The 20,131-nt window shown below is 49.7% G+C and carries 16 protein-coding genes and 1 riboswitch; of the genes, 7 read left to right on the top strand and 9 right to left on the bottom strand.

All coding sequences use genetic code 11. The features are described 5' to 3' along the window. Positions 1 to 190: 190 nt before the first annotated feature. On the bottom strand, positions 191 to 664 hold the full coding sequence (locus N7U64_RS03705) for a GNAT family N-acetyltransferase (protein WP_214764749.1): 474 nt from the start codon (positions 662 to 664) through the stop codon (positions 191 to 193). Between the two features lie 228 nt (positions 665 to 892). On the opposite strand from N7U64_RS03705, the gene N7U64_RS03700 reads away from it, so the two are divergent. Continuing rightward, a complete protein-coding gene (locus N7U64_RS03700; protein ID WP_318928552.1) occupies positions 893 to 1,711 on the top strand; it encodes an alpha/beta hydrolase in 819 nt (272 codons plus the stop codon). Positions 1,712 to 1,851: 140 nt separating this feature from the next. Here N7U64_RS03700 and N7U64_RS03695 read toward each other — a convergent pair whose 3' ends face one another. From N7U64_RS03695 to N7U64_RS03660, 8 genes are all read right to left on the bottom strand, one after another. Continuing rightward, positions 1,852 to 2,868 (bottom strand): hypothetical protein, encoded by a 1,017-nt coding sequence (locus tag N7U64_RS03695; protein WP_318928551.1) that lies wholly within the window; start codon positions 2,866 to 2,868, stop codon positions 1,852 to 1,854. Positions 2,869 to 3,238: 370 nt separating this feature from the next. After that, on the bottom strand, positions 3,239 to 4,279 hold the full coding sequence (locus tag N7U64_RS03690; RefSeq protein ID WP_318928550.1) for an FAD-dependent oxidoreductase: 1,041 nt from the start codon (positions 4,277 to 4,279) through the stop codon (positions 3,239 to 3,241). A gap of 80 nt (positions 4,280 to 4,359) precedes the next feature. Further along, positions 4,360 to 5,085, bottom strand: a complete 726-nt coding sequence (locus N7U64_RS03685) for an energy-coupling factor transporter transmembrane component T (protein WP_318928549.1) — start codon at positions 5,083 to 5,085, stop codon at positions 4,360 to 4,362. Continuing rightward, positions 5,051 to 6,610 carry an energy-coupling factor transporter ATPase gene (locus N7U64_RS03680; protein WP_318928548.1) on the bottom strand — a complete coding sequence of 520 codons (1,560 nt, stop codon included), beginning with the start codon at positions 6,608 to 6,610 and terminating at the stop codon, positions 5,051 to 5,053. The genes N7U64_RS03685 and N7U64_RS03680 overlap by 35 nt, the downstream gene beginning before the upstream one ends. Beyond that, positions 6,610 to 7,185 carry an ECF transporter S component gene (locus N7U64_RS03675; RefSeq protein WP_318928547.1) on the bottom strand — a complete coding sequence of 192 codons (576 nt, stop codon included), beginning with the start codon at positions 7,183 to 7,185 and terminating at the stop codon, positions 6,610 to 6,612. Before N7U64_RS03675 ends, N7U64_RS03680 begins: the two co-directional genes overlap by 1 nt. A gap of 105 nt (positions 7,186 to 7,290) precedes the next feature. Further along, positions 7,291 to 7,389: riboswitch (TPP riboswitch) on the bottom strand. A 91-nt stretch (positions 7,390 to 7,480) separates the two neighbouring features. Next, positions 7,481 to 8,158, bottom strand: coding sequence for a 50S ribosomal protein L25/general stress protein Ctc (locus N7U64_RS03670; protein WP_318928546.1), 678 nt, complete (start codon positions 8,156 to 8,158; stop codon positions 7,481 to 7,483). A 351-nt stretch (positions 8,159 to 8,509) separates the two neighbouring features. Next, positions 8,510 to 11,140, bottom strand: a complete 2,631-nt coding sequence (locus N7U64_RS03665; RefSeq protein ID WP_318928545.1) for a DEAD/DEAH box helicase — start codon at positions 11,138 to 11,140, stop codon at positions 8,510 to 8,512. Positions 11,141 to 11,181: 41 nt separating this feature from the next. Continuing rightward, positions 11,182 to 12,222 carry a tyrosine-type recombinase/integrase gene (locus N7U64_RS03660; RefSeq protein ID WP_318928544.1) on the bottom strand — a complete coding sequence of 347 codons (1,041 nt, stop codon included), beginning with the start codon at positions 12,220 to 12,222 and terminating at the stop codon, positions 11,182 to 11,184. 424 nt (positions 12,223 to 12,646) lie between these two features. On the opposite strand from N7U64_RS03660, the gene N7U64_RS03655 reads away from it, so the two are divergent. The 6 genes from N7U64_RS03655 to N7U64_RS03630 all read left to right on the top strand — a co-directional run bounded on the left by N7U64_RS03655 (position 12,647) and on the right by N7U64_RS03630 (position 20,072). Then, the gene (locus tag N7U64_RS03655; RefSeq protein ID WP_290826600.1) at positions 12,647 to 13,048 is read left to right on the top strand and encodes a CoA-binding protein; all 402 of its coding nucleotides are present in this window, start codon (positions 12,647 to 12,649) and stop codon (positions 13,046 to 13,048) included. Between the two features lie 167 nt (positions 13,049 to 13,215). After that, complete coding sequence (gene parE / locus N7U64_RS03650; RefSeq protein WP_318928543.1) at positions 13,216 to 15,177, top strand: DNA topoisomerase IV subunit B; 1,962 nt, start codon at positions 13,216 to 13,218, stop codon at positions 15,175 to 15,177. A 1-nt stretch (position 15,178) separates the two neighbouring features. Continuing rightward, positions 15,179 to 17,584 (top strand): DNA topoisomerase IV subunit A, encoded by a 2,406-nt coding sequence (parC, locus tag N7U64_RS03645; protein WP_318928542.1) that lies wholly within the window; start codon positions 15,179 to 15,181, stop codon positions 17,582 to 17,584. Between the two features lie 340 nt (positions 17,585 to 17,924). Continuing rightward, positions 17,925 to 18,395 carry an NUDIX domain-containing protein gene (locus tag N7U64_RS03640; RefSeq protein ID WP_233494529.1) on the top strand — a complete coding sequence of 157 codons (471 nt, stop codon included), beginning with the start codon at positions 17,925 to 17,927 and terminating at the stop codon, positions 18,393 to 18,395. Positions 18,396 to 18,633: 238 nt separating this feature from the next. Next, complete coding sequence (locus N7U64_RS03635; protein WP_318928541.1) at positions 18,634 to 19,281, top strand: hypothetical protein; 648 nt, start codon at positions 18,634 to 18,636, stop codon at positions 19,279 to 19,281. Beyond that, positions 19,278 to 20,072 carry a DUF3307 domain-containing protein gene (locus N7U64_RS03630; RefSeq protein WP_318928540.1) on the top strand — a complete coding sequence of 265 codons (795 nt, stop codon included), beginning with the start codon at positions 19,278 to 19,280 and terminating at the stop codon, positions 20,070 to 20,072. Before N7U64_RS03635 ends, N7U64_RS03630 begins: the two co-directional genes overlap by 4 nt. The last annotated feature ends 59 nt before the right edge of the window (positions 20,073 to 20,131 follow it).

The raw sequence follows: 20,131 nt of genomic DNA, 5'->3' as shown, positions 1-20,131 counted from the left end.
CCTTTCACTTCCAATAAAATTCAAATCTGAAAATAGAGAGTTATTATAATCTAATCCGGTGAGACGTTGGACAATGTGGACTAAGCTATATGAACAGGCATTTGAACTGTAAAATAAAGACCAAACAGAGCCCTTTAACGTACTAAAAAAAGACCTGAATTAAAGCCCGTGATCGCTTAAGCGAATCACTTCACATCTTTTGTAAATCCAATATATATAGATGTTCTCCTTCATCTGAAGAAAGAAAAGTAAATGTAAGCTTTTTAAGTAAGTTGATTGAAGGAAGATTTTCAGGTGACACGCTCGCATTTATTCTGACACAACCTTTTTGCTTGACCCAGTCTACAATTGCGGCAAGTACTTCATATGCATAGCCTTGCTTAGCATGAAGAGGACTTATCGTGTATCCCACCCAAAAAGTGCAATGATCCCTTTTTAAATAAATATCACCAATCAATCGATTAGTTGTATTGTTGATTATGGCAAGTTGTGCACCTTTTAAAAGAGAGGGTTCGCTAAGTAATTCTTTAGCATACATTTGCTTGGTCAATCCTTTGAATCCTTGAAACTGCATCCAGTTCTCATCATTTCTATATCGCATAAAATCATCTAGATTTTCTTTATCAAACCGACGTACAGTACATCGCTTAGTTTTTATCTCCATAGAACCTACCGCCTTTTCTGCATATTTCCATTCATCAATCCTGTCCTGTTAGTTGAATAACACCTATTTCCATTATGTGTTATTTCAAAGATATATCAGTAATCCTTTCAAAAACGAACGACTTTGCGAAAACAGTTTAAAATTAAGATGTTAGTTTCCTGTTATAACCGGGTATCTTCTAATTGTGCACGGAAGTTACATCAATTAAAACAATGGGGGTTTTTACAGATGGGTACATTTATTCAGGCAGTCGACGGAACGAAGATTTATGTAGAAGATATCGGTTCAGGACAACCGGTCGTGATGCTCCACGGATGGCCGGCAAACAATAACATGTTCGAATATCAGAAAAACCGTTTGCTTGAAGAAGGGTACCGTTATATCGGCGTCGATTACCGCGGCTACGGTAAATCGGATGCGCCGGCGACCGGATATGACTATACGACGATGGCGTCGGATATCAACGAAGTGATTCAGCAATTGAAATTAACGAACGTCACATTACTCGGTTTCTCGATGGGCGGCGGAATCGCTTTAAAATACCTCTTGAACCACGGAGAGTCAAACGTCTCAAAACTGATCCTAGCAGGGGCGGCTGCACCGGTATTCACGCAACGCGACGGTTATCCGTACGGCATGAAGAAAGAGGAAGTCGATGCCTTGATTGAGGACACGAAACAGGACCGTCCATCGATGTTAAAAGGATTCGGGGAAATCTTTTTTGCGAAAGAGCATCCGGAACCGCTCCAGCAATGGTTCCATAATTTGAGTGTCGATGCTTCATCCCACGGTACGATCCAGTCGGCGATTGCCTTACGGGACGAAGACTTACGGGACGGTCTGCCGAAGATTTCGGTCGATACACTCATCATGCACGGTAAAAAAGATCAAGTCTGTCCGTTCGAGTTTGCTGAAGTCATGCATGAAAACATCAACGGTTCACGTCTTGAAGTCTTTGAAGAGAGCGGACACGGGATGTTCCTCGACGAACGCGAGAAGTTCACGGAAACACTGGTTGCGTATTTAAAATCAGGTCAAACGGTCTGATCATCGGTCATAAAAGTCTGTTTCTACGAAGATCAGGGTGGCAGATTCCAAATCTGTCATCCTGATCTCTTTTTGAGTTTGCGTCTTTTTGAATGAAACTATCAGATCTCGGAAAGGATAACGTCTGGAACTGTTCCGAATTACGGTGCTTCTAATTGTTCGCTGACTTGGCGTGCCAACTCACCTGACAATCGGGCACTTTTTTTCGTCCGTTGATCCTGCAAATAAAGGTCCGTCTTATTCGCACGTTTTTTCAGATACACGTTAAACGTTTGCGTGTTGCCGTATTCAAGCAATGTCATATAAGAAAATGGTGTGCGTGTACCTCGCGGATCTTCCAACGTCACCGCCTTTAACTCTTCCGTCATCGCCCGGGAAAGCCGCTCCGGCAGAATGACCATCTCACTTAATTTCGCCTGTTCAAACGATTTCATCGTCGGATGGAAGTAAGCCGTGATTCCGTGCGGCTCATCTTCGAGTTGGTATTCCTTGACCGGACGGTAAAGCGGCCGATAACGAACGGACAGCGTCTTTTCTTCCACTACCCGTTCTTTTTTTACGACTTGAAGGGTCACAAAGGGAACGGTTTGATTGATCGGTAATGTTTTCGGCAAGGAAAGTTGCTTCGTTTTGATCCGGGTCGATTTGTCGGCTGTCATGATTTGTCGATCCGTCATGTCCCAACCGTCACGTGAAAAAGTCAACGAGCGGGACGTTGATCCGTCGATATGACGGCGGCTCACCAAATAAAACTCGCCTTGCTGGTGAAGGGACGACAGCGGAATGTTTCGAATGATGTGCTCTTGACCGGACTCTGTCATGACAAACAACAACTGTCCCGAAATCGGCAATTGAAACGCATGGTACGGCTTCAAATCCATCGCAAATTCATTGTCTACGCTCATTTCCTGATTGACGGATACATGTCGGTCCATTTGTTCTTCTGTCAACGGAATCGAGACGGGTGCTTGAAGGGCGACATGATCCGAATCCTTCGTCAAGCGGACCCACGGATGGTCCGACGCTTTCACCGGATGGACACGCAAGTCCTGTGTCTTCGGCGAGCGACATGACAGGTACATCTGATTGCCCTGTGCCAAATAAACAATCTCGGTCGGAAACGGCGCAATTCCCAGATTATTTAACGTAAAAAACATGCCAAATGTCTCTAATGTCCGATATGATTTCGGAAGAGACACCGTTTTGTTCTGCATACAGGTCCGCAACATTTGGTTCTTTTGTTCAACGGGGACTTCCTGATCCGAGTATTCGTCGGAAACAAAGGAATAGGCGGACCAATTGGAAGGGACAGGCTGAAGATCCAGCAAACGTTCTTGCCCGCAGCCGGTTAACACGATGCTGGATAGAAGCGCGAGAATCCGTACATTATTCTTGATGATAATTCCTCCTTTAATGAATTATCCATTATATTACCATGTTCACGAGATCATCTTCCTTTTTTTAAACATATTCCCTAAACGAAAAACAGGCAGAAAAGATGAGCGATTCACCTTTCTGCCTGTTGATTCAGACCGTATATTTCTTAATGAATCGTCGGTCGATCCATTGTTTGAAGTACCAGCTGAGCCGGTTGGTTCGGTAAAATCGGCCGTACAGCAAGGTGGCCTGGCGATGACCGAGTGCAAGCAGCGTCAAATAATACCGTTGCGGTCGAAACGTCCGTAACGGTTCGTCGTTCGCGAACCGGATCAGATTCTGAAGCAACAGTGGCGCCTGGCGCACCGCCGTCACCCCATTCTTCGGTGTTTCCGGATAAGCGGCCAGAGTCGCACAGTCCCCGACGGCAAAGATCGACGGATCCTCAAGCGACTGCAGTGTCTCGTGCACCAGTAAAAATCCGCGCGCATCACAGTACAAGCCGGATGACCTAAACAGTTCGGTTGCACTGGCGCCGCCTAAAAATAAGACGGCGTCCGTCTCAAGAGAACGCCCGGACCGCAAGCGCGCTGTTTGGCCGTCCAGCGTTTCGAACCGGTCCACGATTCGGATGACACCGAGCTGATCGAGACGCGCGGCCAGTTCCGGACCTGCCGGATGACCACTGAGCAACGGTTCTTCATGAATCAGGGTGACCGGTGTACCGTTTGACTGAAAGGACGCGGCCATCTCGACTGCAGCCGCACCACTGCCGACGATGACAGGGGAGTCGGCACTCCGGAACGTCTCTAACGCTTGCTCCACGCGATAGTTCGGTTTGATCGTGACATGGATCGGGTTGCTTGCTTCCCAGTCGCTCGAACCGATGTTGCAGGACACGATATCATATGGGACGACCCGTCCGGACTGACAAATGACCTGTTTGCCCGCGGCATCGATCCGCATGACCCGGTCCTCAATCCATGTCTTACCGTGCCGTTCACATAATGCTTTGACATCGATGCGGGTTTCGTCGAGTGTATAGGTGCCGTCTGCTAATCCGGAGAACATGCCGGAATAATACTGATAACGGGAGGGGGTGACGACAATCCAGTCGATTTCCGGATGACTCCCTTGTTTGATGCATTCTAAATGCGCATGACCTGCGCCGACTAAAACGATTCGCTTCACGCCTTTCACCTACTCTTTTTAAAAATTCGCTGTCACTGAGACTATTATTCCCTTATGCGGAGTAGCGTAATCGTTCCTCTTCAGAGGAACAGACGAAGTGATGTTGCGAGCGTGACGGTCATCAACAGGAAGACAAGATCCCATCTTGTCACGACCGGTCGGATATAATAGGTCCGATCGACCCGAAACTGACGGGCTTCCATCGCAATCGCAATCCTTTCCGAGCGGATGATACTCGTCGTAAACAACGGCAGGCTGATTGCAAAAAATGTCTGCCACGGCCAAATCGACCGTTGTTGCCGGATTCGGCGTGCCTGACGGATGGTCCGGATCGCCTGACGGAAAATCGGAATGAAGCGAAGTCCGGCTAAAAATCCGTAAGCCAGACGGACCGGCAGCCGGCATTGATGAATCAGACTCATGACGAACCGGGTCGGGTCGGTCGTTGCGACGAACGTTATACTCAACAGGACAAAAGCAAACATCCGCGTTGCGACGAGCCAAGCGTGAGCAAGACTCTCTTCCGTGATCCGGAACCAGCCGAATGTCCACAATTCCGTCTCTCCTTTACCGAATGCCGCCATCATCCAAAATGTCAGCAGAAATAACAGACTGTAAGGGATGAGCCGTAGCAACAGTATCGACAGCCGCCAACCGGAACAGGCTACACCGACGGCTGCAAATAGAAGCAAGGCGAATGTCACCGACAGACGTGACGTCGAAATCAGCACCAGCATGACATACACCAGTGTTCCAAGCTTAACGGCCGGATTAACGCGCGCGAGCAGTGAATCGTTTTCCTGCATGGTGATGCACCTCCTCGCGTTGCTGATAGCGTACCGATAGCGGACGGAGCAACTGGTTATGTTCAAGCAACGATTCGTTCCGGAACAATTCATCCGGTGCCCCGTCAAACTGAATGTGCTTCTCGCCAATGACGACAACACGGTCAGCGTAACGGTGGACCAGCTCCATATCGTGCGTCACCATGATCAGCGTAGTTCCCGCTTCCCGGGCTTGGTGTAACACATCGAGAATCTGAGCCGTCGTCTCAGCATCTTGTCCGAAGGTCGGTTCATCGAGTAACAGGACAGCTTTTCGTTCCAGCAACATCGTCGCGACACTTAGGCGTCTTTTTTGCCCGAGACTGAGTGCAAGCGGGGACTGAGCGGCGACATCCGCCAAACGGTAGTGTTGCAGAGCGTCAGCTACTTGACTTCGTGCCGGTGACGGAGAGCTGATGGCCAGTTCATCGGCGACCGTCTGTTTCAGAAATTGAAACTCCGGTTGCTGAAACACGAAACCGACCTGCCGGTAAAACGTCCGGTCCCGCCATTTTTTCAAAGGTGTCTGAAACAGCTTGATCGTCCCGCTTTGCGCCGGCAACAGTTTTGCCATCGTTTCAAGCAGGGTGCTTTTACCGGCACCGTTGCGCCCGACGAGCATGATCCATTCTCCGGCGGACGCGGTCAGCGAAATCTGGTCGAGAATCACCCGTTTGCCATGCGCGATCGTCACATCGGTCAAATCAAGCGTCGTTTCGTTTGCAACCGGACGTCTTGCGACCGGCGGGTTATTCAGGAACCGTGCTGTTGCGATCGTCAGTGGAATCGTCTCGAGTGTATAGGGATAGAGCAGTGGGCACATGATACCGTGTCGGGTCAGGTCCTCCCGTTTCTCCTCGAAGACATCAAGCGGGGAACCGTCAAGCCTCATCTGTCCTTCCCGAAAGACCAACACGCGGTCAGCAAACGTCACACACTCTTCCAGTTGATGTTCGATCAAAATGAGTGTTACTTCCGGGTCGTGGTGCAATTCTTCAATCAACTCCATCATGACTTGGCGACCGTACGGATCGAGTTGTGCCGTCGGTTCATCGAGTAACAGGATGTCCGGTTCGAGTGCCAGTACACAGGCTAAAGCGAGCCGTTGTTTCATCCCGCCGGACAGCTCGGCAATCGGTGCCGTCAAGGCGAGATCGAGTCCGACCCGTTTCAAAACCGTTCTGATCCGTCCCTCCATTTCGTCGCGGGGGATGCTCCGGTTTTCAAGACTGAAGGCGATTTCCGCTCCGACCGTCTGCATACAAAACTGATCGTCCGGCTGTTGAAACAGCATGCCGACGGTTCCGTCCGCGCGCCATTCGCCGCTGACTTCCGCCTCAATGGTTTCCGGTATCAGTCCGGCGAGGACATGCAAGAAGGTCGTTTTTCCGCTACCGCTCGGACCAATCAATAAGGTCGTCTCTCCTTGCCGGAGCGACACGGTCAGGTCGTTTAAGACAGCGCAATCTTGATCCGGATAGCGGACGGTCAGATTTCGGCACCACATCAGGCAGCCCGCCGTTTCTTCTGTCGTCCGACGACATAGCCGTTCAGCGTTCCCGTCTTGACGAGTGCGTCGACGATGATTTTCGCGAGTAACCCGCCGAGCAGGGCACCGCTGACCAACTGTAGGGAAAACGTCAGCAGAAGAGTGGTCGTCGTATAGTAGGCGAATCCATTGACGATCAGACTGTAAATCATGCTGCCGACTGCGGCAAATACGCCAGACAACATCAAGGTAAAGGTATTGAATGTCCGGTACCCGAATAACAGAAAAGCAACCTCAGCGCCAATGCCTTGCGCAAGGCCAATCAATAGAGCTGATAAACCGAAGTGACTGCCGGTAAACAGTTCGACCGCTGCTGCGACGACTTCGGCAATCAAAGCCGCACCCGGTTTTTGTACGATGTAGGCGACGAGGGGACTGGCAATAACCCAGATGCCGAACATCCAGTTTGATCCGACCGGTCCGAAGATGGCAGAGATTGGCAACCATAACGTTGACCAGCCTAAGTAGAGAACGCCGCATGCGACTGCGAGCATCATCATGACGATAATTTCTTTCATTTTCCAACTGTTCATAATCAGTTCTCCTTTAAATGTACATCCACGAAGAAAGCACAAAAAGACCGCCCTCTAGAAAAGAGAGCGGTCGCGTCAACTGTCCGGGGACAGAAAAAGGGCACGAATGGGTCCGCTCCACTTTCCTACGCTAGTATGAACTAGATCAGGTTCAAAGGGTCCGAAGTGAATCGTCTCAGCCAAATGGCTCCCCTAGTGGATGTGTATTGTGGTGTACAGCTTTCACTGTACGTCTGACGCTCCGACTTGTCAATCCCCATTAAAAAACCCCTCCGCGAGGGGAGGGGAGAAAAGATTATTCTTTGTCTTCTTTGTTTTCTTCAGCTTGCTCTTCAGATGTTTCTTCTGAATCATCTGTTGATGAATCTGCATCCGCTGCTTGTGCTTCAGCTTCTGCTTCTTCGATTTCTTCAAGTTCAGCTTCGAGTGTTGATTCAACGACTGCTGCGACTTGAATATCACCTTCTGTGACGACACGGAAATCTTTTTCTTCCGGAAGGTCCGCTACTGTGATGGAATCACCGATTGCAAGATCCGTTACATCCACTTCGATGCGTTCCGGTAATTTATCTGGTGTTGCGGCAACTGTTACTTTAAAGAGTGTTTGTGAAAGGAATCCGCCAAGTTTTGCACCGGCTGCTTCGCCGACGAGGACGATATCCGTTTCCACTTCTGTTTCTTCATCCATTTTAACCGCGATGAATTCAACGTGTTTAATCGTTGGTGTAAAGATATCCATATCAAGCTTGTTGATCAATGTGTTGACTTTCTTGCCGCCGATTTGAAGAGCGACCAAGACGTTTTCACCGTGATCACGGATAACTTTGACCAATGCTTTTTCATCGAATGAAATCGGTGTGCTTTCCACTTTGTAGCCATACACGACACCAAGAGCTTTTCCTTCATGACGTAATTGCTTTCTAAGTGAGCGTGGGCGTACTTCGCGTTCTTCTACTTTTAATGTTACTGACATGTTCATTTCCCCCTTGAATTTGGTATAGCCCTCAAAAGGTAATGCATGTAGGAGTGGGACAGCAGGGTCCCATATAGAAAATCGTGCGCTAAATGCTAGTTTCATTGGATTTCATCAGAAATGAAAAACGAAGTGAGTAAGTAGCATTTCTCTCCCAGGTCATTACGCTGATATTGAGAAACAATAATTGAAAAGCGACCGTGTTGTACGGTGCTAATGTAGATATACCCCTGTCTTTCAAAACTTAAAACCTTTTTTTCTGAATTTGATTGTCGAAAGACCTTCAAACCTGTTGATAGACAACGGATTGAAGGTCCTTCATTTTTTTAAGATTTCCTTTGATTTGTGTGATTAATCACCTGCTGAATCGACAAAGGAGGGTGAATCGAGCAGACGGACGAGTTCGCGAATCGTTAAAACATCCGGCTTCTGATCCGATAAGACGGCATCAATCATCATTGCTTTGCGATCTTGTAATTCCGCCATCTTTTCCTCGATCGTCCCGGTCATCAACAGCTTGATCACTTCGACCGGCGACTGTTGTCCCAATCGATGAGCCCGGTCAGCCGCTTGCTGCTCGACGGCCGGATTCCACCAGCTGTCGTATAAAATGACGGTATCTGCCGTCGCCAGATTCAGACCGGTCCCGCCGGCCTTCAAGGAAATCAGGAAGAGATCGACTTCACCGGCATTAAACCGGTCACACAGCGCGACCCGGTCCTCAATCGGTGTCTCACCCGTCAGTAGAAAGTGGTCACGTTGTTGTGCTGCCAGTCGTTCCCGAATCCGGGCCAGCATCTTCGTATATTGGGAAAAAATCAGGATCCGATGTCCGGAGGCTAATTTTTCGTCGATTAACGACAGCAACCGTTCAAGTTTCGTCGATTCACCCGTATAGCCGTCGACAAACAAGGCCGGATCACAGCAAATCTGCCGCAGACGCGTCAAACCGGCGAGCAGCTTGATCCGGTCCTCGCGTTTCGTTTCATCGAGGTGCTGCAACGTTTCGAGTTGCAGTTTCGCAAGGTACGAGGCATAGAGTTTCTTTTGCGTCGGACCAAGGTCTGTATAGTGATGGACGATCTGCTTCTTCGGCAAATCCTGTAACACCTCATCTTTGGTCCGCCGCATCAGAAACGGACGGACGAATCGTTTGATCTCGTCATGCGACCACGTTTGAAACGTCTGTAAGTCCGGCAGCAAAGAAGGGAAGATGACTCGGAAAATCGACCAGAGATCATCAGTCCGGTTTTCAAGCGGCGTTCCGGTCAAGGCAAACCGACGTTTCGCCCGAATCCGGCGCAAGCGGACAGCGGTTTGTGACGCCGGATTCTTCAGATGTTGTGCCTCATCAAAAATTACGACGTCGTATTCGACGGTTTGGTGTGCCTCCATGTCGGTCCGTAACGACGGATAGGAAATCAGAAAAATCCCGTCTGCCGGTACTGTCTCGATTTGGTCCAACCGATGCTTTCGCGCTCCGGTCAACAGATGAACCGTTCTCGTCGGTGCAAATTTCTTCAGCTCCGCCTGCCAGTTATGGAGCAGGGAAGCGGGGGCGACAATCAGCATCCGCCCTGCCGGAAGTGTCTCGAGATAACCGATTGCCTGGATCGTCTTCCCGAGTCCCATCTCATCGGCTAAAATTCCGTGTCCGTCATGTCCGGCGAGATTGGCCATGAACTGGATGCCTGCCCGTTGGTACGGATACAACGACTGGTCGAGTATGTCCGGGAAGTTCAGATAGACACCGGTTCCGTTTTTCAGCTCCAACCACCGTTCCGTCAGCTGTTTATGAACATGTAAGAACGAGGCACCGACCAAATGCTTGAGGTTCGGCAGGGCCGGCATCCGGAGCACCGCGTCGAGTTGATCCTGTTCCGCGGCTTCGAGTTGCCGAAACAGACGTTGCAATTGTTGAAAGGCTCGTGTCTCAAAGGAAACGAACTGACCATTCGTTAAGCGGTGGTACGTTTTCCGGGTCACAAGTGACGCGAGGACCCGCTTCAGTTCCATTTCCGGAATCCCGTCCATGGAAAAGCGGAAGGTTAACCAATCCAGGCGGTCCGTCGTGTCGACATCAATCCGCGGATGAAACGGTCCGTTCGGTAAGGATTGGCGGATACTTTCCGTCACTTGGACGACGAGTTCGCCGTAAACGACGCGGGGATCGAGCAAACCTTTCAGAAATTGATATTCCGCCGCTTCTTCCTCTAACCGGTAGCGACCGTTCCGCTCCAGGAAACCACTCTCCGTCACGTAGCGGAGGACGGCCCCTTCGAGCGATCCATCGCGCCCGAGCCAATCTGTCTCTTGCAACGGATTAATCCGAACCCCTTGATAGCTAAACGTCACAAGCAGTTCAAGTCCACCAGCTTCCCGGTCCAGCGCCAGCTCGACCGTCGGAGGACCGCTGACGAGCCGGTGTTTGAGCGGGGGACTGAGCCAGACATCGGCAAGATTCCGTAAGTGGTCACGCCTTTGTAAAAGTCGGTCAAAATACATTGGGCTGATGATAAAACGTTGTTGCGCCGTGATGCTTTCCATCACAATCGCCGAACCGTTGACATCAAATCTGATTTTTGCCCGTTCCGCTTTACTTAATGTTTGCAAATAAGCCGTCACCGCGGCATCTTCGGTCTGCCGCGTCGTCGCAAACGGACGGATTAATGATTGATTTCCGCCAGGTGTGCCGTAGACTTGCACATGATGCATCGCTAGCAACACGGCAACGATATGTCCGCAAAACGATTGATCCATCGCAAGTGACGGACAGTTGCAGCCCGCATCTACGCCGTGTTCCTTGACGCGGACGGTGACGGTGAACAGATCTTCGCCTTGAACGGCGGCTTCGACAAGCAAGTCACCGGATTGGTAGTTTCGCAGCGTGACTTTTTTAGCGGCGACATAGCGTTTGCCGCGACGGAACGCATAGGTATCCGACATTTGTTTGATTTTCCGTTCACTTAGTCCATAATTCATCCCGTTACTCCTTTCATCAGGATATAGGTGACATAATACAATTATCGTTCACTATCAAATAATTCAATCGCCCGTTTTTTCTCTCGATCACCAATATGGGCATAAACCTGGGTCGTCGCGACCGACTCATGACCGAGCAACTGTTGAATCGTCAAGACATCGACCCCGCCGGTCGCGAGGCGCGTTGCGAATGTATGCCGTAATTTGTGCGGCGTGATCTGTTTCCGTTCCAAAAACGGCAAAACCGGACGCAGACGGTCGACGTGCCGCTTTAAGATATGTTGGACCGCCCGGGGGCTCAGTGCTTTTCCTTGCTTCTGAAAAATCGGTTCCGGTCCCCGCATCGTCAAACTGTAATGCGCCGCAAATTTTCGCAGAGCGACCCGGACCGGTTTCGCAAGCGGAATGACCCGTTCCTTGTTACCTTTCCCGATGACGCGAATCGTCCCTTCGTGAAAATCAACAGCATTCCAGGTCAATTGTGTCATCTCACTGAGCCGCATCCCGCTGTACCCGAGCAGCTGAAACAACGTGATATCCCGGACGCGATCCCGCTCATAATGCGTGGCTTCCCGGGCATTCATCTCGACGTTCGACGGCAACAGCTGCATGAGTTCGTCCCATTCGCGTTTCGTTAAGTAAACCGGATCCCGTTTCGCCTGTTTCGGACGATTGATTTTCGCGACCGGATTTTCCGACAGCACGCCGATATCAATCAAATGCCGGAATAACGACTGCAAGGCCGATAGTTTCCGGTTGATGACACTCGGGGCATTTTGTTTCGTTAACGCTAAGTATTCCGCATAAGCGGCAATCCCGGACCCGTCAATTTCAAGAAACGCTTCTTGCGTGATATCCCGCGCCTGAATTGATTCTCCCGATGCTTCCGCAACGAACTGGAAAAACGAATCAAAATCGTAGACATACCGCCGCATCGTTGCTTTCGAGAAATTTTTTGACGCCAAGTGATCGATATAGGACCGGATGAAGTCCGGCATCCGGACATACCCCGGCAGATCCATCGTATGGACGGGAAGGGGTATCGGTTTTACTGTTTTTCCTAGGTTTTTAAACAAACTCATCATTTTATCCCCTCTCTGTCATGAGTATACCAAACGTTGGTAGACGGTACACTAGTTTGCGTGAAATAGTTATTTCACGCAACGTTAAATTGTCAGACAGGGAGCGCTCAGTTGCATCGAAATGGGTGAAGACGGGTAACCATTCGACTCGTTGCAAATCAGCTTTTTATCGTTATAACGACAATTAAATACAATAATAATATTATGTAAACTAACTAGATGATTATTTTTCACAGAAAATCATTTCGCTCTCAGTTGCATCGAAATTCGTTCCGGCGGGTAGTTGGTCGTCTCGTTTTCGTACAGACCGTTTCTGGTTTTTACACCTCGAACGTGTACCTTCCTCCAGTTGAAAGGCTTAATCCAAATTGAATCGGGTATATAGACTAAGACTATCTTGTATTCACCATAAGGGGGAAATCATATGATTTCAGATCAACAAGCACGGCAGTTATTAAAAGACGCGAAACGGATCGCCGTCGTCGGGGTATCCAGCGATTCGGGTAAAACGGCAAACTGGATTGCCGATTACCTGGTCCAGCATGGTTACGAAGTCATTCCGGTCAACCCGACGTTAAATGAATGGAACGGACAGAAGGTGTACCCGAGTGTCGCCAGTATTCCGGGACACATCGATATCGTTGATGTCTTCCGCCGGTCGGAGTTTTTAGCGGACGTTGCCAAGGATGCTGTCGCGCACGGCGATGTCGGTATGATTTGGAATCAACTCGGATTATCGAGCGTCGAAGCGGAAAGCTTAGCCCTCGGTGCCGGGATTCCGTATATCGAAAACCGTTGTATTAAGATTGAACACCAGTACCTATAAGAGCGATTCGACCAGACATCTACGCACTTGCCGTAGGTGTCTTTTTTTCTTGTTTTCTAGATTATCCTTGTCAGATAGCAAGAAGATGCCTACAATTAGATACAGACTACTAGAAAAACGAACGAACGTTTGGAATATTCGACGTTTTTCTATTTGAGGTGAAAAACATGGCGACAGATTTAAACAATTATAATGATGATGCCATACAGGTGCTCGAAGGACTCGAAGCAGTCCGCAAGCGCCCGGGTATGTATATCGGCTCGACCGATCATCGCGGACTCCACCATTTGGTGTATGAGATCGTTGATAATGCGATTGATGAGGCACTGGCCGGATTCGGGGAACAGATTGATGTCATCATCCATAAAGATAATGCAATTACCGTCCGTGACCACGGACGTGGTATGCCGACCGGGATGCACGCTTCCGGAAAACCGACGGCAGAAGTCATCTTCACCGTCCTTCACGCCGGCGGGAAATTCGGTCAGGGCGGCTATAAGACATCAGGTGGACTGCACGGCGTCGGCGCATCCGTCGTCAATGCCTTGTCGACACAATTGAAAGTCACGATTTACCGAGACGGTAAACAGTTTGAACAGACGTTTGAAGACGGGGGAATTCCGAAAACGACGTTACTTGAGACCGGCACGACGCGCCAAAAAGGAACAAGTGTCTATTTCAAGCCGGACGGAAAAATCTTCAGTACGTTGACATACAACTATGATACGTTAGCAGAACGTCTGCGCGAATCAGCCTTTTTACTGAAGGGTCTGAAGATCACCTTGACCGACGAACGGTCGGAAAAAGCAGATGTTTTCCAATACGAAGACGGCGTCAGTGAATTCGTCGGCTACTTGAACGACGATAAAGATACGTTACACCCGACGGTTGCCTTTGAAGGAACGGAAAACGACATCGAAGTCGATATCGCCTTCCAGTTCACGGATGCTTATTCGGAAAACGTCCTGTCGTTCGTCAATAACGTCCGGACTCGCGATGGCGGCACACACGAAGTTGGCGCCAAAACGGCGATGACCCGGGTGATGAATGAATATGCCCGTAAAAATACATTGCTGAAAGAAAAAGATAAAAATCTCGACGGAAATGATATCCGTGAAGGATTGACGATGATCGTGTCCATTCGGATTCCGGAAGAATTCCTGCAATTTGAAGGGCAAACGAAATCAAAACTCGGTTCGCCGGAAGCCCGGACGAGCTGTGACGCGGTCATTACACGCCGTCTGTCGACGTATCTTGAGGAGAACCCGCAAACGGCGACCCTTCTGATCAAAAAAGCGATCCGTGCTGCCCAGGCCCGGGAAGCGGCCCGGAAAGCCCGCGAAGAAGCCCGGAACGGGAAGAAAAAGAAACGTTCAAGCATCCTAAACGGCAAACTGACACCGGCCGCGTCGAAAAACGCCGAGAAAAATGAATTGTTCCTCGTCGAGGGAGATTCCGCCGGCGGTTCAGCTAAACAAGGCCGTAACCGGACGTTCCAGGCGATTTTACCGTTACGCGGGAAAGTCCTGAACACGGAAAAAGCGAAACTTGCGGATATCATGAAAAACGAAGAAATCAATATGATCATCCACGCAATCGGCAGTGGCGTCGGAGCAGATTTTGACTTGTCCGATTGCAACTTCGATAAGGTCATCATCATGACGGATGCCGATACTGATGGGGCGCATATCCAAGTCTTGTTATTGACGTTTTTCTTCCGTTACATGCGACCGTTAATCGACGCCGGGAAAGTCTTTGTCGCCTTGCCACCGCTCTACCGCGTCTCGAAAGGGAAGGGCAAGTCTGAGAAGTTCGAATATGTCTGGGATGAAGATACGCTTGCAAAAACAACGAAAAAGTTCGGCAAAGGGTATATGATTCAGCGTTATAAAGGACTCGGTGAGATGAATGCGCCGCAACTCTGGGAAACGACGATGGATCCCGAGACGCGGACGTTGATCCGCGTTACGATCGATGATGCGGCTGTCGCTGAGAAACGGGTTTCCGTCCTGATGGGCGACAACGTCGGTCATCGCCGGAGCTGGATTGAAGACAATGTAGCGTTTGGACTGACGGAAGACCTCTCAATCATTGAAAATGAACACGTCACGAAAGAGAGTGTGAACTGATATGTCTAACCTGCAAAACATTTTGAATCTGTCTCTTGAGCAAGTCGTCGGGGACCGGTTCGGACGTTATTCGAAATATATCATCCAGGACCGGGCCTTACCGGACGCACGCGACGGATTAAAACCGGTGCAACGCCGGATTCTGTATGCGATGCATACGGAAGGCAACCTGTTTGACCGCGCTTACCGGAAATCGGCCAAGACGGTCGGCGTCGTCATCGGTAACTACCACCCGCACGGCGATTCGTCGGTCTATGAAGCAATGGTCCGTCTCAGCCAGGAGTGGAAATTACGTTATCCGTTAGTCGACATGCAGGGGAATAATGGTTCGATCGACGGCGACAGCGCCGCTGCCATGCGATATACGGAAGCCCGTTTATCGAAAGTGTCGAGCCTGATTCTCGAAGGCATCAATAAACAGACCGTTGATTACACGTTGAACTTTGACGATACGACGGAAGAGCCGCTTGTCTTGCCGTCCCTCTTACCGAACCTGCTGATGAACGGTTCGACAGGGATTTCGGCCGGGTATGCGACGGAAATCCCGCCTCACCATGCCGGTGAAGTGCTCGACGCGGCAATTGGCCGAATTTCGGGAACTGTGCATAATGTCGATGATTTACTGACACATATGCAAGGACCCGATTTCCCGACCGGCGGTGTCGTCCAAGGTCTCGACGGCATCAAAAAGGCGTTTGAAACCGGCCGCGGCAAAGTCATCATCCGGTCGCGGGCAGTGATCGAAACGTTACGCGGCGGACGCCAGCAAATCATCATCACGGAACTGCCGTACGAAGTCAACAAAGCAAACCTTGTCAAACGGATGGAAGAACTCCGCCTCGACCGCAAAGTCGAAGGGGTAGCGGAAGTCCGCGACGAGACGGACCGCGATGGTCTTCGTGTCGTCATCGAGCTGAAAAAAGAAGCGGATGCGGAAGGGGTGCTTCACTTTTACCTGAAGCAGACCGACCTGCAAATCGCCTATAACTACAATATGGTCGCCATCCACGAGCGGACACCGCGTCAGATGGGTGTTCTCGCGTTACTTGACGCGTATCTCAGTCACGTCAAGGATGTCGTCATCCGCCGGACAACGTTTGATCTCGAGCAGGCGAAACGCCGTCAAGAGGTTGTGTCAGCCCTCATGACCGCTATTTCCGTCCTGGATGAGACACTTGCGTTGATCCGGTCGGCCTCCAACAAATCGGAAGCGAAAGACAAGTTGATTGAACGGTTTAGTTTCACCGATCGCCAAGCGGAAGCCGTCGTCATGCTTCAGCTGTACCGGTTGACGAATACTGATATCGTTGAATTACAGGAAGAAGCGGCGAAACTTGAAAAAGAAATCGCCCGCCTTGAAAAAATCCTGAACGACGAAAAAACACGGAACCGGTTGATCATTAAAGAATTAACCGTTCTGAAAGAGCAAGTCGCGGACAAGCGGCGTTCGACGATCGAAGCGGAAGTCGAAGAGCTGAAACTGAAGACGGAAGTCATGATTGCTGTCGAAGAAACCATGGTCTTCGTCTCGAAAAACGGCTATATCAAGCGGTCTTCGATGCGTTCGTTCGGCGCAACCAACGATTTGCCGGAGATGAAGGAGCAGGATCGTCTGTTGTATCAAGGACAGGCGATGACGACGGATCATCTAATCGTTTGGACGGTTCAAGGGAATTATCTCCTGATTCCGGTCCACCAGTTGCCGGATACGAAATGGAAAGACGGTGGACAACACGTCGCCAATCTCGTACCGCTCGAGCCGGGTGACCGGATTTTATCGGTCGATCTCGTCCGGACGTTTGACGAGACATCACACTGCCTGTTCGTGACGCGCCAAGGGATGGTTAAACGGTCGAAGCTGAGTGATTATAATGCGCAGCGGAAGTCGAAACCGCTCCAGGGCGTCCGTTTACGGGCGGATGACGAAGTGCTGTACGCCAAGATTTCAACAGGACAGGAGCAATTGTTCTTGACGACCCAGCACGGATTCGGACTCTGGTTCACGGAAGACGATGTCCCGGTCGTCGGTGTCCGGGCAGCGGGTGTAAAAGCGATCAACCTGCGTGACCAGGATGTCGTAGCCGGTGCGATTGGCTTTAAACAGGCACCGAATATCGTCTTGCTGACGCAACGCGGTGCGTTGAAGAAAATGCGCCTTGCGGATCAGTTCCAAGTCTCGAATCGTGCCTTACGCGGTACGCAATTGTTGCGCGATTTAAAATCAAAACCGCATCAAGTGGCTGCCTTGATTGACGTCACGCAAGCAAAAGAACTGATTCTGATCGGAAAAGAACAGGAAAAGACGATTCAAGTCCCATCCTTGTCCTTCCTCGATCGGTTATCAAACGGTTCGTTTGCTTATGACGAAGAAAAATTCGGTCCGCTTCTTGATTGGTATACCGTTTGATGGTCAGATGCCCCTCATTTTTAAAGAGGGGTGTCTTTTTTTAGGTTATTTTAGGTTAGATGGTGTTTCGTCGCTCCTTCCTGTTCGTTTCTAGCTTTCTGACGCCTGTTTTGACCGCTTTTTCAGACTTTTCTTCGAATTATCGCCAAATCACCCGTTTACAAATTGAAACGACTGCCGATAACCGCTACAATAAAAGAAAATGGTCAGGCAAGATTACCACGAAGTATGTGGAGCGGGCAGTTCGGAGCTTTAGCTTATAGGATTCGTTTCATCAAGCAGCTACGGACATGTTCCTCGGCTGCTTTTGTGCCATCTGCCAACTGGAGAGGTGATGACGATGAAATTCAGAAGACGCGAAAAAGTAGCAATCTATATCACACGGGAGCAACCAGAGGGATGGGAACTACTTGTTTTTCATCCGCAATCCGCTCCAGACAGTGATTGGCAAATTCCTGCCGGCACCATCGAGGATGCTGAAATCGCCAAGGAAGCGGCAGTTCGGGAAACACTCGAGGAAAGTGGTTTATCGCTTGCGACCGTTCAGTACGTAGGTGAAGAAGAAATGCGTTATCCGGAACGAATGCGGGTGCATTACACGTATTTCTATCATGCTCATATCGAATGTCAGGAAAACCGATGGACGCATTGTGTCGCTGGTGACGGTCAAGATTGCGGTGATTTTTTCCATTTTGCCTGGTTACCGCTTGAACGAATCACGCAACTCGAACGCCGGCATCATATTTTCTTGGATCGTTTAATGAGCCGCTTGGAACGGACACATCATTACGATTGTCGGAAACACGGTTAATCCCGTGTTTTTTGTTTTGTCTCACTATCTTGAGTTTACCTGACTTATGAGACAATAATTATTAACTATTGATAATATATGTTATGTTAACTCAAAGAAAAAAATAAAAATTATCCAGTTGGTCTTTGTTTTCCTCCGCTTCCCTGTTACTCTAAATACAGTAACATCTATATTGTTACCTTTTAACCGGTAACAAGCGATAAGTAACCGTATATTCGGTAACAAGGAGGAGGATTTTATGCAAGCTGTTGCGGTTTCCTTTGATATTCAAAACTCCCGGAGCTATTCGAGTAAAGAACAGTTGTTAACCGATCTGCATCAATTAGCGGATCAGTTGAACGATGAATTTCCGGCGGCGCTCGTACCGTTTCAAATTAAGTCCGGTGACAGTCTGCTTGGTGTGTTTAACGAGTATGCCGTCAGTTATCCGCTTATACTGATGCTGCTGAATCAGCCATTGGACGGTTATATCGGGATCGGATTCGGCCAATATGAGACGTTATCGACGACCCATGCCGATGAAGCTAACGGCAGTGCCGTTATTTTCGCTTTTGAAGCCCAGAACGCTGCTAAACAGACGGCCAACCGGATTGCTTTTGCCGGGCCGCCCTATTTGCCGACCGACCTGCTGAACGGTTATATCGAGATGTTATACCCGGCGTATTTCGGTAAAACAGACCGCCAAATCGAATTACACCGGCTGATGGATCAGCATCCGGAGGCCACTTATGAAGAAATCGGCTTACAGATGGGATTTCATGAAAAAGATGCACGCATGAATGTTGCGAAACTTGTTGCCCGCTCCCAACGTAAACAACGTAAACGCCTGGAAAAGGCATTCGTCGATGCTTTAAACCAATTGCAGGTCTGGGAGGCGATCGGATGACTTTACTCTTAAGTCTGCTCCTCGTCCATCTGTTGGCGGATTTTCCGTTCCAAAGCCAACGGATGGCAAAATTGAAACAGCGGCAACTCCGGGTATTACTTGGACATATGACGGTACATAGCATCGGGACAGCTGTTGTCCTCGGCATCTTTTATACGTGGGGTGACTTGAGCGGCGCGACTGCCTGGATCATCGGCGGTGTTATCATTGGGACACATACCTTACTGGACGGTTCGCCCTTCAAACGTCTTTTGCATCCAACGCTCGCATTTTGGGTTGATCAACTACTCCATCTTGCGATTCTGACAGGGATTGTCGTCTATTTGACACCGGTCGACTGGCCGACAACGTTTCTGTTACTCGACCAAATCTTATGGGTCAGCGTCTGGGGTTTGATTGCGACGGAATTGATCGGCCGCGGGATTGCCCCGCTGCTTGCGCCCTTTGCGCCCCGCCTGATTGAGTCGCACTTTGAGCGCAAAGTGACGCGGAAAGAACAACTGGACGGACTGAAGCGGTCTGTCACGCATGAAGTCGAAGATTCCGCCCGGAGTTATACGACGGAAATCAACGGTGTCGGCCGCTACATCGGACTCGTCGAACGCGCCATCATCGTTTGCCTCGTAGCAGTAAACGCAACAGGCGCCATTGGATTCATCATCGCCTTAAAAGCGTTGGCTCGTTTCAAACAGTTTGATGACCGCCGATTTGCGGAATATTATATCATCGGCAGTTTACTGAGTATTCTCGCTGCCTTACTGTGCGGAATGGCCATCCGGCTGGCCCTGTGAATACAGCAAGACGATAGATTGAGATACAGAAAGAGAGGTGGACGGTCTCTTAAGGTAAG

This window comes from Exiguobacterium sp. K1, assembly GCF_033721435.1.
In the GTDB taxonomy this organism is placed as follows: domain Bacteria; phylum Bacillota; class Bacilli; order Exiguobacteriales; family Exiguobacteriaceae; genus Exiguobacterium_A; species Exiguobacterium_A artemiae.
Note: the sequence above shows the minus strand (reverse complement) of the source record. Positions and strands in the feature narration are given on the sequence as shown.